Genomic DNA, 14,954 nt, shown 5'->3' with positions numbered 1-14,954 from the left:
CGGCCGTGGCGCTCGCCGCCGGGCTGCTCGCGCTCGGCATCGTGCCGCGTATCGATGCACGCGCCGCGCAGCGCATGCAGGTGGCCGCGCAGCAGGCGCTGCCGGTGGCAGTCATCATGCCCGGCACGGCGCCGGCCGATCAAACGCTGACGTTGCCCGGCTCGGTGATGCCGTATGCGGACGCATCGATCTATGCGCGCACGAGCGGCTATATCGCGCACTGGAGCGCCGATCTCGGCACGCACGTGAAGGCCGGCCAAACGCTCGCGCGGATCTCGGCGCCGGATCTCGACGCGCAGTTGCGCCAGGCTCGCGCCGACGAAGCGAGCGCGCAGGCGAACTACGACTATGCGAAATCGACCGCGCAGCGCTGGCAGGACATGCTGAAAACGCAGTCGGTCTCGCAGCAGGACACCGACACGAAGGTCGCGGACATGAACGCGAAGCGCGCGATGCTCGCGTCCGCGCAGGCGAACGTCGCGCATCTTGCCGAACTCGTGTCGTACGAGTCCGTCGCCGCGCCGTTCGACGGCGTGATCACCGCACGCAACGTCGACGTCGGCACGCTGGTGACCGCGGGCGGCACGCCGGGCAGCCCGGGCCTGTCCGGCGAACTGTTCCACCTCGAACAGACGGACACGCTGCGCGTGTTCGTCGACGTGCCGCAGGACAGCGCGGCCGGCGTGTCGACCGGCACGCCGGTCTACCTGACGACGCCGCAGTTTCCGGGGCGGCGCATCGCCGCGCAGGTCGCGCGCAGCGCGGGCGCGATCGACCCCGTCACGCGCACGCTGCGTGTCGAGATCGACGTCGACAATCGCGACGGCACGCTGATGCCCGGTGCGTATGCGCAGGCGCATCTCGTCGTGCCGAGCGCGGCGCCGGCGCTCGACCTGCCGGTCAGCGCGCTGCTGTTCCGCGCGAGCGGCGTGACGGTCGCCACCGTCGGCGCGAACGGGCGCACCGCGCTGAAGACCGTGCAGATCGGGCGCGATTTCGGCACGCGCGTGGAGATCGTCGCGGGGCTCGCGGCGACCGATCGCGTGATCGACAACCCGGGCGATGCGATCACGGCAGGGGAAGCCGTGACGATCGTGTCGACCGCGCACGATGCGGCGCCAGTGGCTGCTTCGTCCGCTTCGTCCGCTTCGTCCGCTTCGCCCGCGCAGGCCGCGCAGGCCGCGCAGGCCGCTCGGACCGCACTGGCCGATCAACCGGCGTCCGCGTCCGGTGCGCGCGACGTGCCGCCGCGCGAGGCCGGCGTTGCACCGGCTACGTCAACGCCTGCTCCGGCGCCCGCCCGCGGCTGACCCTTCGACGCCTCCCACGAGATGCCTGCCATGCGCCTTCTTCATCCGCTCCCGTTCGCTCGCCGCATCGTCGCGCTCGGCGTTGCCGCCGCACTGACTGCCTGCTCGACGCTGCCGCCCTATTCACCGCCCACCGTCGCGGTGCCCGCCCACTACGCGGGCGCACCGGCCGCGCAAGCCGGCTGGCACGTCGCGATGCCCGCCGACGCCGCCGCGCGCGGCGCGTGGTGGACCGTGTTCGACGACGCCGACCTGAACGCGCTCGAAGCGCGCGTCGACGTGTCGAACCAAACGGTGAAGAAAGCGATCGCCGATCTGCAGCAGGCGCGCGCGATGGTCGACTATCAGCACGCCGGGTTCCTGCCGACGATCACGGCAGGCGTCGCGCAGAGCCGTGCGCGCGTGTCGCAAAACCGGCTCGGCTCGTCGCTCGCCGGCAAGACGACGCCCGACTACCAGGCCGGCGTGGCCGCGAGCTGGGAACCCGACGTATTCGGCCGAGTGCGCGACGCCGTAGCGGGCGCGCAGGCGAACGCCGCCGCGAGTGCAGCCGACCTGCAGGCCGTGAAGCTGTCGGTCACGGCCGAGCTCGCGACCGACTATTTCGCGCTGCGCTCGCTCGACACGCAGAAGCAGCTGCTCGACGATACGGTGCGCGCCTACACGGATGCGCTGACGCTGCTCAAGCAGCAGCTCGCGGCCGGCGCGATCGACGCATCGGCGGTCGCGCAAGCCGAGACGCAGCTCGAATCGACCCGCACGCAGGACACCGACATCGACGCGTCGCGTGCGCAGTTGCAGCACGCGATCGCGACGCTCGTCGGCGAAAGCGCGTCGACGTTCGCGCTGCCGCCGCGCGTGCAGGCGTTCCGCGTGCCGGCGATTCCGGCCGGCGTGCCGTCGCAACTGCTGGAGCGGCGGCCCGACATCGCGGCGGCCGAACGCCGGGTCGCGGCCGCGAACGCGCGGATCGGCGAGGCGCGCGCCGCATTCTTCCCCGATCTCGTGCTGTCGGCGAGCGCCGGCCTCGAAAGCGCGTTCTTCGCGCCGTGGCTCGCCGCACCGAGCCTGTTCTGGTCGCTCGGCCCGCAACTCGCCGGCACGCTGTTCGACGGCGGCCGTCGCAGCGCATCGCTGCGCGGCGCGCACGCGCAGTACGACGGCGCGGTCGCCGACTACCGGCAGTCCGTCCTCGTCGCGTTCCAGCAGGTCGAGGATCAGTTGTCGGCGCTCGATGCGCTTGCGTCCGAAGCCGGCAGCCAGCAGCGCGCGACCGACGCGGCCGACCTGTCGCTGCGGCTGACGACGAATCGCTTCAACGCGGGCGCCGTCAGCTATCTGGACGTGGTGACCGCGCAGACGATCGCGTTGACGAACCGGCGCACGGCCGATCAGATCGACGCGCGCCGGATGGAGGCCGAAGTCGGCTTGCTGAAGGCGCTGGGCGGCGGCTGGCAGGCGAGCGCGGACGTGGTATCGAAAGCCGGTACGATGGAACGAGCAACAGCCGCTCAGCCCGCCCCCGCCGTCACGCTGCCGGCGGCCGGTTGAACGTGAGCACGAAGCGCGTGCCGCGCGCGTCGCTTTCGACCTGCGCGGTGCCGCCGTGCAACTCCATCACCGAGCGCACGATCGCGAGGCCGAGCCCGGCCGTGCCGCCCGGCACGCCGCCGCTGCGCGCGGGGTCGCCGCGCACGAACCGGTCGAAGATTCGCGGCAGCAGCGCGGGATCGATCGGCTCGCCCGGATTCTCGACGACGACGTTCACCGCCTCGGCCGTTTCGTCGACACCGAGCGTAATGACGCCGCCGGCGGGCGTGTAACGCAGCGCGTTCGCGAGCAGGTTGCCGACGGCGCGGCGAAACAGCTCGACATCGGCGGTCAGCTGCCCCTGCCCTTCGACGCGCAACGTCGAGCCCGCTTCGTCCGCGAGCCCCTCGAAATACCCGGCGATGCGCTCGAGTTCGTCGCGCACGTCGAACGCGCGCTGCCGCGTGACGAAGCTCGGATGCTCGGCGCGCGCGAGAAACAGCACGTTCTCGATCATCCGTGCGAGGCGGTCGTATTCCTCGAGATTCGATTCGAGCAGCGTCTGGTACTCATCCACCGAACGCGGCCGCGCGAGCGCGACTTCGGTGGCGCCGCGCATGTTGTTCAGCGGGGTGCGCAGGTCGTGCGCGAGGTCGGCGCTGAATTGCGACAGATGCGCGAATGCCTGCTGCAGGCGGCCGAGCATCGCATTCTGCGCATCGACAAGCGCACGCAGCTCGGGCGGGGCGCGCGACGCGTCGAGCCGCGTGTCGAGCTTGTCGACCGTGATCCGGCCGGTGTTGTCGACAATCTCGCGCAGCGGCGCGAGCGCCGTGCGGATCAGCCAGTAGCCGAGCAGCAGCGCGAACAGCGCGCCGAGCCCGCCGGCGAGCTCGAGCCGGTCGCGATAGCCGTCGAGCAGGTCGGCCCGGTCGCGCATGTTGCGCGCGATCGCGATGCGGATCGGCGTGCGGTCGCCCAGCGCCGCCTCGATCACGACGCCGCGCATCGGCGTGCCGCCGCCGGCCGTCCACGTGACGAGCCGGTCGGCCGTGATCCGGTCGTTTGCCGGAACCGGCACCGCGTGCGGCGCGAACAGCTGCACGTCGGCGAGCGGAACCGATGCGGCGGCAGGCGCGTCGTCGAGCGCGGCGAGCCGGACATTGTGCCGTGCGAGCACGTCGCCCCGCGCATCGACGACGGCCATCGACAGCGCCTCGTTGCCCAGCACCTGGCTCGTCAACCGCTCCGCGTGCGCACGCACCGCCTCGAGCGACTCGAGCTCGCCCGCGAGCCGGCGTGTGTGGCGCGCGGCCAGCACGATGTCGAGGTCGTCCTGCGTGTTGACCTGCCGCTCGAGGCCCGCATACACATACGTCCCGACGAGCGCGAACGACGCGAGCGTGGTCGCGGCGAACGCGAGCGCGAGCGTCGCGGCAAGCGAGCGCGGGCGCATCATGCGTCGTCCTTCGGTTCGAGCACGTAGCCGACGCCGCGCACGGTATGGATCAGCTTGACCGGAAACGCGTCGTCGATCTTCGCGCGCAGGCGCCGGATCGCGACCTCGACGACATTGGTGTCGCTGTCGAAATTCATGTCCCACACGTACGATGCGATCTGCGTGCGGCTCAGCACCTCGCCCTGCCGGCGCGCGAGCAGTTGCAGCAGCGAGAATTCGCGCGGCGTGAGGTCGATGCGGGTGGCGCCGCGCTTCACGCGGCGGCGCACCACGTCGATTTCGAGATCGCCGACCGTCAGGTGCTCGGTCTCGCGCGGCGGCCCGCGACGCGCGAGCGTGCGGATGCGGGCGAGCAGCTCGACGAACGCGAACGGCTTCACGAGATAGTCGTCGGCGCCGAGTTCGAGGCCGTGCACGCGGTCCTGCACGTCGTCGCGCGCGGTCAGGAACAGCACCGGCGTCGTGTGCGTGTCGCGCAGCCGCTTGAGCACGGCCCAGCCGTCGAGCACGGGCAGCATCACGTCGAGCACGATCACGTCGTAACGCTCTTCCTGCGCCAGCATCAGCCCTTCGCCGCCGTCCTTCGCGAGATCGACGCTGAAGCCCGATTCCTCGAGCCCCTTCTTCAGGTAAGCGCCCGTCTTCGGTTCGTCTTCGACTATCAGGATGCGCATGGCCGGCTCCGTCGCTAGCGTGGGGACATCCGGCGATGTTACCCGGAAATGGCGCCACGGCTTCGCTGCGTGCAGGCGCGCACGGCGTTGATGACAAAACCGTAATCAGCCGGTCAGCGTGGCGAGATCTTCTTCGCGACGCGGCCGAACCCGGTCCGGCTAGAGCCGCCGGCTCGCGTATTGCCGCTCGCTTGCGCCGGCGCGGTCGACCCAGCCGCGGTAGAACGCGCGGTACTTCAGCACGAGCTTGTCGTACTTGCTGTACGCGCCGCCGCCGTCCGGCTTCATCCCGTTCCAGATCTTGACGTCGTACCCCGCGGCCTGCCGGGTCTGGAGCCCGAACAGCAGGTAGTCGGTCGCGCGACGCAGGAGGCCGCCCGCCTTCCGGATCGAGATGAGCATGTGCATGACGTTCTTGCCGTCGCTCACCGGCGTCACGCACTGCAGCAGCTTGTATTTGACGTCTCCGTCCAGCGCGACGGTCATCACGCACCCGCCGGGGTAGCCGTCGAAGTGCAGGTTCATCTGCGACATGTTCATGCCGAGCGCGCGCGACAGCATGCCGAAAGGCCCGAAGTACCGGTCCACGGTGAAATCGATCCCGGCACCGAACCACGCGCCCGCCCGTGCCAGCGACTCGACCTCCGGCCACGGGCGCCAATCGTCGAAGAGCTTGAGCTCGAAGGCCGATATCGGCAGCGCGTGGACGGGCGCCGCGTGCTGCGCGTCGTAGAAATTCTCGACGATCCGCAACACCGCCGTCGTCGTCTCGAACGCGAAGTGCAGGTGCATGAAGTCGCCGTTGTCGACGTCGGCCGCGGCGATTTCGGGCAGCGGATGCAGCGGCTGCGCGGAGCCGTACCAGACCCACACGTAGCCGTACCGCTCGGCCGTGACCCACGTCGGCTGGCGCGCCCCGCGCGGGACCGGCTCCAGGCGGCACACCGCCGGGCCGTGGCCGGGGATATGCACGCACTGGCCGTGCTCGTCGTACCGCCAGTGGTGAAACGGGCACCGGATGCACCCGTCCTCGACCTGCCCGTCGGCCAGGTTCGCGCCAAGGTGCGCGCAGTGGCGGTCCATCACCACGGCCCGTCCCGACGCGCCGCGCCATGCGACGCACGGCTGGCCGAAGAGCGTCAACGCCGCCGGCTTGTCCTTGAGGTCGGCCGTGCGCATCGCGACGTACCAGCTCGCGGCCACGCGCGTGGTCGCGTCGTACGCCGCCGCCGGATGCGCGCCGGCACCCACCCGATTCAATTGAATGTCGTCGATCATTTCGATTCCGGGGTCGGGCGACTACTTCAGCGCCAGGCCGATGCGGGTCGTGACGTACGCCCTGAGCAGCGCGAACATCGGGTTGTAGTCGAAATACCTTTTCACCTCGGCCGGCGCGCTGGTCTGCGTCCAGTGCAGCAGCTTCATCGCCGGCAGCAGGCTGTACTTCGAGTTGTTGAGCTGCGGCCTGGCCCCGGTGATGCAGTACCCGAAGCCGAACATCGGCTTGGCGAACTCGCGTTCGTTGATGAGCGCGTGAATCCGCGCCGCGGCCTCCCCGGCCGGCTTGCGCCCTGCGCTCACGGCCTCGACCTCGGCCTTGGCGTCGTTGAACAACTGGTAGTACCCCTCCATGTCCGCGCACAGGAACCCGAGGTACGGCGCGTCGTCGTCGAGGCGATCGAGGTCGCGCTCGTCGCGCGACGCGCGGAACCGCGCGTGGGCTTGCACGAGCCGGAACTGGCCGAGGATCGTGCCGACCGCCCACAGCCTGTGGAACGCGTCCCACAGGCGAAAATCCGAGAACGCCGTGTAGCAGCAGCTGACGAAGTCGTCGTTGTGGTCCAGCAGCTTCTGCTGGAGCCGCTCGATGTACTCGAAGCGCTCGGGGGAGAAGTCGTCGTCGCGCAGCGCCTTGATCAGGCGCGCCGCGAGCGCGTGGATGGTCACCGCGGTGTTCTCGAGCCCGCGGGAGAAAAGCGGATCGATGAACCCGTTCGCGTGCAGCATCAGGCAGTAGCGATCGCCGACGCACGCGCGCGACGAGAACTGCAGGCGGTCGGTCCTGACCCAGTCGCGCACCGGCACGGCGTCGCGGAACTGCGCCGCGATGCTCGGGAACCGCGCGAGGAATGCGTCGAATTCCTGCTGCGCGGGGATGTCCGTTTTCGGGTGGACACGCGGGTCGAGCTGCAGGCCGACGCTCACCAGGTTGTTGGTCGACCGCGGGTGGTTGTTGAACGGAATCACCCAGAGCCAGCCGCCCTCGAACATGTGGTGCAAGGTCCCCTCGTGCCAACGCCAGCGCTGCCCCTTGACCTTGAAGATGTCGTCGAACGGCTTGACCCCGAGCATGTGCGTGTAGAGGCTGCGCGAATGCGTCTTGAAGCGGCACGGCTCTTCGCGCAGCGCGAACTTGGTCGCGAGCGGCGCGCGGGGCCCGCCGCAGTCGATCATGTACCGGCCGGTGAACCGTTCGCCCTGGGCGGTGGCCACCGCGACGCCGTCCTTGTCCGCGTGGTATTCCGTCACGGTCGTCTTCTGGCGGACCGTGCAGCCGTATTTGATCGCGGCTTGCAACAGGTAGGCGTCGACGTCCTGCCGGTAATAATGGCTCTCCGGCCCCCACGGCAGTTCGGGGATGACGCACTGCGTGAACTCCTTCGGATCGTGCTCCTCGCCGGGCTTGTGGAATACGAAGCCGAAGTTGCGCTTGATGCCCGTGCTCGATGCGACGTACCGCTGCGTCGCATAGAACGACGTGATGTGGTCAAGCTCCGGAATGCCGTAGCGATCGGCGATGATGCGGTTCATCAGGGACGTCTCGGGGATCGACGATTCGCCGATCGTGAACCGCGGGTGCGACGACTCCTCGATGATCAGCACGCGAAACCGTTGCCTGGCCAGGATGGCGCCCATCTGGGTGCCCGACATGCCCGAGCCGAGAATGATCACATCGAAGTGGTTGCTGTCGCGCCCGTTCGCGGGGCTCTGCTGAGTCATGGGGGCACACTCTCCTGGTGAGATGGAATACATGGCCGCGCGCGTCAGGCGCCGGATTCGTCGAGCGCGGCGCGCACGCGCGATCGCGCGGCACGCGTGAGCGTCAGCAGATCGCCGAGCATGCTGGGCGCGTACCCCCCGCTGCCGATCGACGGGCCGCTTTTACCGGCTTCGTATGCGCGCTCCGCCAATTTGACGTGAGGCGCCCGGAAGTGCAGCAGGACCTCGAATACGCGGTCGAGGGCCGCCAATCCGGCCGCGACGGGCTCGCCCCGCGCACGGGCCGCTTGCGCGTCGCCGAGCGCACGGTCGATGAGCGACGGCTGCCCGGCGAACCGCGCGTAGATCGCCCTGAATGCGGGCAGCACGTAGGGCAGGTACGTCTCCTTGAATTCCCGATACGCGTGGTGGTCCGATTGCGCCCCCCACAGCACGTGCTCCAGCACGAAGAGCGGCATTTCGACGGCGCCGGGGCCGAGGTAGCTGCGGCCCCCCACTCGAATCGGCTCGTAGAACGGGCGAAGCTCGTCGTAGAAGACCTGCAGCGAGATGAAGCGGTACGCGTAAACAATCGAGTCGACCATTTTCCGCAGATAGGCCGCCAGCGCGTCGCACCCTTGCGCGAACGCAGGTGCCTGCAGCGGCACGTCGGACAGCTCGACGGTCAACGCGATGGCCGCCTCGAGCGCCGCCATCGAGAGGCGCACGCTCTCGAGCAGGTGCGCTTCGTCGCGCAGCCCGGTGTAGCTGCGCTGCGCGTCGGCCGCCGCCGGGTTCCAGACGGTCACATGCAGGAGCGTCTCGCGCGGCGGTAGGCCGGTCGCGCGCGCCAGGTCGAGCAGCACCGGCTCGAGCCCGGGCACCGCGTCCACCGGCTCGTGTCCGTGCCGCTTGAGCGACCCGAGGAAGAACCCGATATCCCGCATCGCGGCCGCGGCTTCGACGAAGCCCCAGCCCGCGGGCATGCCGCGCGCCGGAAGGAACGCGCGCAACAGGCCGACGATGCCGGGCACGTCCCGTTGACGGTTCAGGCCGGGCAGTTGCAGGACGAACGCCCGCGCCTGCAGCGGATCGCACGCCGCCACGGCGTCGTGCGTGGCCGCGATGGCGCTTACCCGGGCCAGGGTGCTGTCCACTACAGGATCTCCGGCGCCGCGAGCGTCGGCCCGGGCTGGCTGCGAGACAGCCCCGCGTGGCCCTCGCGCAGCGAGCGCAGGTAATCGTGGTTCGTCGGCAGGCTCTTTCGCAGATGCTCGGCCTCGCGCCGGATCCGGGCGAACATCGCCTCGGCCTTGTCGATCGACTCCGGCCGGTGCCGCAAGAGCGGCAGCGACCGGTCCGGCAACAGCCCCAGGCCGGCAAATATGCAGTAGTAGTTGCCGTTCAACCAGAAGTTCTTGAATTCGTAGTCGAAGGTGTCGTAGTACGTCGAATCGTCGAACGACGCGGTGGTCAGCGGCAGCCCCGCCTTGTAGCGTTCGACCTTCTCCTGGATGGCATCCGAGAGCCGCAGGTCGTGCCGGTTCGCGCGCCAGAACGGGGTGTCGTCGCGCGACGTGGTGAAATAGTGCGCCTGGACGAAATCCCGGCAGTCGTCGAACATGTAGACGATTTCGGCATTGAATGCGTCGGTCAACCGCGGGTCGAACGACGTGTCGGGGAAGTGCTTCACCAACTGGTAAAGCGCCGCGTAGATGAAGTAGATGCCCGTCGATTCCAGCGGCTCCAGGAAGCACGACGACAACCCGATGGAGACGCAGTTGTTGACCCACGCCCGCCGGTTGCGCCCGACCCGGAACTTGATCTGGTTGAGCGGCTGCTCGTCCGAGAGCCCCCAGAGGTCGAGGAAGTCGGCGGTGGCCTGGTCGCGCGACGTGAACTTGCTCGAGAACACGTAGCCGCTGCCGAACCGGCCCAGCATCGGGATCTTCCAGGTCCAGCCCGAGTTCATCGCGATCGCCGAGGTGTACGGCTCGATCCCCACGCGCGCGTCGTCGGCGGGCACCGCGCTCGCGACCGCGCTGTCGCACAGCAGGTAGTCGGACATGTCGATGAACGGCTCCTTCAGGGCCTGGTTGATCAGGAGTCCCCGCATACCGGAGCAGTCGATGAACAGGTCCGCTTCCAGCGTCCGCCCCTCCTTGGTGGACAGGCTGGAGATATAGCCGCGATCGTCCAGGTGAACCTGCTCGACCTCGTCGACCACGCGCTTCACGCCGCGTTCGACGGCCCAGCGCTTCAGGAAGTCGGCCACCAGGTGCGCGTCGAAGTGCCACGCGTGGGACATCTGGCGGGTGCCGTCGGCCAGGCACGGTGCCAGCTTGGCGTCCAGCGCCTCGGTCTGCGGGTAGCAGGCGTACGCCATCGGCTGCTGGAAGCCCTGTTCGCGCTTGCGCAGCCAGTAGTGGGTAAGCGGCACGCCGTCGCAGTTCGGCACGTTGCCGAACAGATGATAGAAATGATCGCCGGGCGCGCGGTCGGGCGACTTCCGCCAGTTGACGAACCTGATGGCAGACTTGAACGCGCCGTTCACCTGGGGCATCCACTCCCGCTCCGGTATTCCGAGGAAGTCGAAGAACACCTTCTGCAGACTCGGAATGGTCGCCTCGCCCACGCCGATCCGGGGAATCGCCGCGGATTCGACGAGCGTGATGTTCGCCTGCTGCTGGAGTGCCCGGACGAGGTACGAGGCGGACATCCAGCCCGCCGTGCCGCCGCCCACGATGACGATATTCCTGATCGGATTACTCATGACACGCTTCCCATGGGATTGAAAACCTGAATGGATAGTGCCGCCTTTTCGAATTGAACCGGCAAATTGTTCGGCAACGCGTCACAACATGACGCCACCCGTCATGACAAGTCAAATCGCAAAGACGCGGTTAATTGAAGCGAATTCAATCAACAATGCGAATCCCCATCGAATGCGGCGGCACACCGCGCAATGGATTCAGCCTCGGCAGATTGACTTGCCGATTCGACGATCGCCGTTAGTGCACGGCCATGATCAATTGCCCTGATTGCCAGCACGATTGATACGCCATGCACTTGACCGCTGCGGCACACCTTAACAGCGTTCAGGACGGCATGCCGAGAAAAATTTCATATCAATCTAAAGTTATCCAGAGAAATTCTAAATCCCGCAAAATATCGACGAAATGCTGCACAAAGATCGATTTAATTTCTCAAACCAAATAAATTCTGTTTTTTATTTAAATCGCATATACAAGCACCCCATTTTACAAAAAACGCGAAATGACAGATCTAATTAACAGGAAAGAAATAAAGTCCTCTTCATTTCCAAAACAACGAAGTCGATCTTTTCGAATTTCGGCAGTTTTGATGCCGACCTGAAAATAATCCGACTCGTCGCCGGAGAAATTCGTCATCATGTGTCCGGGCGGACACGAAGGCCATGCAATGAAAACGGGCACGTACCCGAAAGAGCGGATCGCCTCTGCACTGAAGCATTCCAGCGGCGCCCCGGCTTCGGCCGGACGCGAACCGCGACACCGACGAATCGAGGAGGCCGCGTGCCCATCCAGGAAGCGTTGCTGAAGATGTCGATGTACGTCTCGCTGGTGCTGATCGTGCCGGGGCCGACCAATACGTTGCTGCTGTCGTCCGGGCTGAAGGTCGGCCTGCGCGGTACCTGGCCGCTGGTGATCGCCGAGGCGCTCGGCTACGCGATCGCGATTTCCGTATGGGGATTCTTCCTGGCCGCGTTCGCTGCCGGCCGGCCCTGGCTGTATGACGTGGTCAAGCTCGCGAGCTCCGTCTACATCTTTTTCCTCGCGCTCAGGATGTGGACGCATAGCCGCGTGCCGCAGGACGTACCGATCGCGCCGGTGAGGTTTCGCGATGTGTTCGTCGCGACGACGATGAACCCGAAGGCGCTGCTGTTCTCGAGCACGCTGTTTCCGTTGGAGGCGTTCAGGTCGGCCCACTATTTCGCATGGACGCTCCTCGTCTTTCTGGTCGTGCTCGCGCCGATCGGCGTGGGCTGGTCGTCCCTCGGCGGGCTCCTGACCTCGCAACGCGCGTGGGCCGCCCGAACGTCGACGCTGCTGCGCGGCGCCTCGCTCGTGCTGTTGATGTTCTCCGGCACGCTCGTGTACTCGGTCGTGAACCGCTGACCGCAGGCTGCCGATCATCGCGACGCGTGAGCACGCATCGCGCCGCGACATGACCGCGACCGCCCTGAGCGCGGCCTGGCGCAGAGCCGGCGCCGCTTCACGGTGAGTTCGTCCTCTCCGTCGGTACCCGGAACGATTCCCGCCGCCCTACGTGCATGCCGCGCCACGCGCCGGCATGTCGACGGCCGATTGCATGAACCGCTGATCGACCGTCGCGGCGATGCGCTGGGCCGTTTCGTACAACGCCGCGCTGATCTGCTTGACCGACATCGCGCCCGCTTCCCCCGACAGCGCGAGGTACGGGCACGCGAGGATCGCGATGGCCGAACCCGACTTGTCGACGATCGGCGTCGCGATATCCGTGATGCCGGGAATGCGCGCATTGGGACGGCAGAGATAGCCGTCGGCCAGATGGGGCGGCAACGTGTCGTCACCGGGCGGCGGATTGCGCGACCCACCGGCGTGCCCGTCGGCCCGCGACAACCGGGCCCGCACGTCTTCGTCCTGAAAGGCCAGGTACATCTCGCCCGCCGCGCTGCCGTGCAGCGGCATGCGCGTGCCGACGCGGACCGCGATGTTCCATTCCGTCTCGGCGCCGGCCGTCGCGATGACGATCATCGTGTCGCCGTCGAATACCGCCAGGTAACACGACTGGACCGTCTGCAATGCGAACTGTTGCAACAGCGGCGTGACGAGCGCGCCCAGCGATCGGGTCGGTGCATGATGCTGCCCGAGAAAGTAAAGCTTCATGGTGAGCGCGTACCGGTCATAGCGATCCACCCGGTAGATGTAACCGCGATCCTCGAGCACCTGCATCATCCGGTACAGCTCGCTTCGGCTGCGTTTCAACGCGCGGCAGATGTCCGCCTGCGCCATGCCGTACTGGCGATCGATCAGCAGCTCGAGGATATCGAGGCCTTTCTCGAGCGCCGGGGCGCGATAGCTCGTCTTCTTCCTGGGTCCCGGGCTGTCCGGGGGAGCGACCGGGTCCATGTCGGGATTCCGCATATGCCGCATTGCCTCTAAATTCAGTTCGTTCGAGTCATGCCGGATCGCCCGGCGTCGCTTCAGGACGCCGTTGCCGACCGGCCGTCAGCGCGTTTCCGGCCACCATGGCTGCGGCGTCTCGCGGATCAGGTAGTCGTCGAGATTCTTGCCGGCCAGCCACCGGGGACGTGCGCCCTTCCCCGACCACGAGCGGCCGGTGTTCGGGTCGTAGTATTTCGCCGGCGCCTTCTGTTGCCGCGCCTTGATGAAGCCCGCCGCGCGCAGCAGTTCGATTTCGGTGATGCTGAACTGCCGGACGTACTCGGCGATCTCCTTGAGTCGGGCCTGCTTCTCCTTCTGCCGGACTTCTTCGACGATCAGGTTCAGTTGACCCAGTTGCTGTTGCAGTTCGCGAATGGTGGGACTTTTCATTTGACAGGTTCAAGCGAGACTCGACAGGTTGCCGTTCGACCCCGCGCGGCGCGGCGCGGCTTCGAACGGGGTAAAAATGGCGGAATACCCGCTCACGACGGCTGAATCGCGTGGATCACGCCGCGCAGGTTCCTGCACGACGCCTCCTTGACGCGCGGCAGCGCGGCATGCACCTGGTCGCGCAGCTGGGGAAGCTCCGACACGAAGCGGTCGAGCACCGCCGCCAGGCGCGTCGCGCGCATCGCTTCGTCAGGCTTCATCAGGAAGGTGTCCGGCAGCCCGAAATGACTGAAAAGGCCCTGGAACTTGTCCTGGTAGGTCAGCGCCGCGACGGGCACGCCCATGCCAAGACTGGCGATCGCGAGATGCATGCGGCCCGTCACCACGCCGTCGACCTGCCCCGAAATGGCCTTCAGCTCGGCCGCCGACATGCGGGTGCGCGGGTAGTACAGCCGGTCGCCCATCGTCTCGGTCAAGGCGTCGTGCAGTGGTTCGAGACAGGTATCGTCGCCGTCGCGGCCGCGATAGTCGTGAGACAGCAGCACGACGCTGACGCGATGCCGTGCCGCGAGCCCGTGAAGCGCCTCCTGCGCCGACGCGACGAGCGCCGCGATATCCGTGTCGCTGGCCCGGCGAATCAGCATCGGGTGCAAGTTGAAAGCGATCACGATGTCGCCGGCCGCGCGCCGCGATTCGACCCACGATGCCGTCCCCCTGACGCAATCCGACGCATGGTCCGGCTGAAGCATGAATGCGGAATCCGCCACCAGCTCGGCGGGCGCCGAACTGAAACGCCTGAATCGGTCGAGCGACACGCCGTCGCGCACATTGACCAGCAGCCGCGCGTCGATCTGGTCGAATGCATGCCTCAGTTGCCGGTACGGCTGGCGGTTGAAGCTGAAGCCGAGAATCGTGCCGGCCACGCCGCGCCGGACCAGCAGGTCCGCCGTCGCCAGCAACCGCAGCGACGTCATCGGCGAGTAGTAGCCGTCCATCACGTCCGCGCCGATGACGACCACCGCGCTGGGCTGCAATGCGGCCAGCCGCTCGACGGTGTCCATCAGGCGCCACGGCTCGCGCCAAGCGTCGACCGCCTGAAAGCCGAGCCGGGTCGCGGCGTCCGCCGCCTCCGGCGTGGCCGTGACGACCGACACCCGCAACGCGCCGTTCGCAACACGCAACCGCTCGACGACCGCGCGCAGCATCGCTTCGTCGCCTTTCGAGCCGACCAGCGTCCACGGGTCGCACGGCAGGACCAGCAGATGGGCGCCGGGCGCGGCGGCGTCGCTCGCGGCACGCCGTGCGGCCTCGCGACGCCATTGCCGCGTCAGTCGCGTGACGTACAGCCGCACGCGCAGCCGCTGCTTCAGATCGGCCAGTTTCGACATGTTCGATTCCCCTGGTTGGTTCGATGGTTTCGATGGAT

General features: G+C 67.5%; 12 protein-coding genes. 3 read left to right on the top strand and 9 right to left on the bottom strand.

What is annotated here, in order from left to right:
- Positions 1-1,310 (top strand): efflux RND transporter periplasmic adaptor subunit (locus G3N62_RS15665; RefSeq protein WP_206141253.1); only part of this gene is annotated, 1,310 nt, incomplete at its 5' end.
- 30 nt (positions 1,311-1,340) lie between these two features.
- A complete protein-coding gene (locus G3N62_RS15660) occupies positions 1,341-2,861 on the top strand; it encodes an efflux transporter outer membrane subunit (protein ID WP_124670574.1) in 1,521 nt (506 codons plus the stop codon).
- On the opposite strand, the gene G3N62_RS15655 is transcribed toward G3N62_RS15660, so the two are convergent.
- From G3N62_RS15655 to G3N62_RS15630, 6 genes are all read right to left on the bottom strand, one after another.
- Positions 2,839-4,299: a heavy metal sensor histidine kinase gene (locus tag G3N62_RS15655; RefSeq protein WP_124670573.1), complete on the bottom strand. Its 1,461-nt coding sequence runs from the start codon at positions 4,297-4,299 to the stop codon at positions 2,839-2,841. The genes G3N62_RS15660 and G3N62_RS15655 overlap by 23 nt on opposite strands.
- A complete protein-coding gene (locus G3N62_RS15650) occupies positions 4,296-4,973 on the bottom strand; it encodes a heavy metal response regulator transcription factor (RefSeq protein ID WP_034190976.1) in 678 nt (225 codons plus the stop codon). Before G3N62_RS15650 ends, G3N62_RS15655 begins: the two co-directional genes overlap by 4 nt.
- Before the next feature lie 159 nt (positions 4,974-5,132).
- A complete protein-coding gene (locus G3N62_RS15645) occupies positions 5,133-6,248 on the bottom strand; it encodes a Rieske 2Fe-2S domain-containing protein (RefSeq protein ID WP_124670596.1) in 1,116 nt (371 codons plus the stop codon).
- A gap of 24 nt (positions 6,249-6,272) precedes the next feature.
- Positions 6,273-7,973, bottom strand: a complete 1,701-nt coding sequence (locus G3N62_RS15640; protein WP_034190975.1) for a tryptophan 7-halogenase — start codon at positions 7,971-7,973, stop codon at positions 6,273-6,275.
- A 44-nt stretch (positions 7,974-8,017) separates the two neighbouring features.
- Entirely contained in the window at positions 8,018-9,109 is a 1,092-nt protein-coding gene (locus G3N62_RS15635) for a monodechloroaminopyrrolnitrin synthase PrnB family protein (protein ID WP_124670572.1), read from the bottom strand.
- Positions 9,109-10,725 carry a tryptophan halogenase family protein gene (locus G3N62_RS15630; protein ID WP_034190973.1) on the bottom strand — a complete coding sequence of 539 codons (1,617 nt, stop codon included), beginning with the start codon at positions 10,723-10,725 and terminating at the stop codon, positions 9,109-9,111. The genes G3N62_RS15635 and G3N62_RS15630 overlap by 1 nt, the downstream gene beginning before the upstream one ends.
- 781 nt (positions 10,726-11,506) lie before the next feature.
- On the opposite strand from G3N62_RS15630, the gene G3N62_RS15625 reads away from it, so the two are divergent.
- Positions 11,507-12,109 carry a LysE family transporter gene (locus G3N62_RS15625; RefSeq protein ID WP_124670571.1) on the top strand — a complete coding sequence of 201 codons (603 nt, stop codon included), beginning with the start codon at positions 11,507-11,509 and terminating at the stop codon, positions 12,107-12,109.
- A 147-nt stretch (positions 12,110-12,256) separates the two neighbouring features.
- Here G3N62_RS15625 and G3N62_RS15620 read toward each other — a convergent pair whose 3' ends face one another.
- From G3N62_RS15620 to G3N62_RS35980, 3 genes are all read right to left on the bottom strand, one after another.
- The gene (locus tag G3N62_RS15620; protein ID WP_241013113.1) at positions 12,257-13,102 is read right to left on the bottom strand and encodes an IclR family transcriptional regulator; all 846 of its coding nucleotides are present in this window, start codon (positions 13,100-13,102) and stop codon (positions 12,257-12,259) included.
- 99 nt (positions 13,103-13,201) lie between these two features.
- Positions 13,202-13,528, bottom strand: coding sequence for an H-NS histone family protein (locus tag G3N62_RS15615; RefSeq protein ID WP_034190970.1), 327 nt, complete (start codon positions 13,526-13,528; stop codon positions 13,202-13,204).
- 92 nt (positions 13,529-13,620) lie between these two features.
- A complete protein-coding gene (locus G3N62_RS35980) occupies positions 13,621-14,916 on the bottom strand; it encodes a polysaccharide pyruvyl transferase family protein (protein ID WP_241013112.1) in 1,296 nt (431 codons plus the stop codon).
- Positions 14,917-14,954: the final 38 nt, after the last annotated feature.

The sequence above is a fragment of the Burkholderia sp. Tr-20355 genome (genome assembly GCF_017104685.1).
In the GTDB taxonomy this organism is placed as follows: domain Bacteria; phylum Pseudomonadota; class Gammaproteobacteria; order Burkholderiales; family Burkholderiaceae; genus Burkholderia; species Burkholderia seminalis.
This window is presented reverse-complemented; position numbering and strand designations above follow the sequence as displayed.

Excerpts from the sequence above, each read along its gene's own strand:
- G3N62_RS15650 (WP_034190976.1), bottom strand. The coding sequence starts at position 4,973 with ATGCGCATCCTGATAGTCGAAGACGAACCGAAGACGGGCGCTTACCTG.
- G3N62_RS15655 (WP_124670573.1), bottom strand. The coding sequence starts at position 4,299 with ATGATGCGCCCGCGCTCGCTTGCCGCGACGCTCGCGCTCGCGTTCGCC.
- G3N62_RS15640 (WP_034190975.1), bottom strand. The coding sequence starts at position 7,973 with ATGACTCAGCAGAGCCCCGCGAACGGGCGCGACAGCAACCACTTCGAT.
- G3N62_RS35980 (WP_241013112.1), bottom strand. The coding sequence starts at position 14,916 with ATGTCGAAACTGGCCGATCTGAAGCAGCGGCTGCGCGTGCGGCTGTAC.
- G3N62_RS15660 (WP_124670574.1), top strand. The coding sequence starts at position 1,341 with ATGCGCCTTCTTCATCCGCTCCCGTTCGCTCGCCGCATCGTCGCGCTC.
- G3N62_RS15620 (WP_241013113.1), bottom strand. The coding sequence starts at position 13,102 with ATGGACCCGGTCGCTCCCCCGGACAGCCCGGGACCCAGGAAGAAGACG.
- G3N62_RS15630 (WP_034190973.1), bottom strand. The coding sequence starts at position 10,725 with ATGAGTAATCCGATCAGGAATATCGTCATCGTGGGCGGCGGCACGGCG.
- G3N62_RS15615 (WP_034190970.1), bottom strand. The coding sequence starts at position 13,528 with ATGAAAAGTCCCACCATTCGCGAACTGCAACAGCAACTGGGTCAACTG.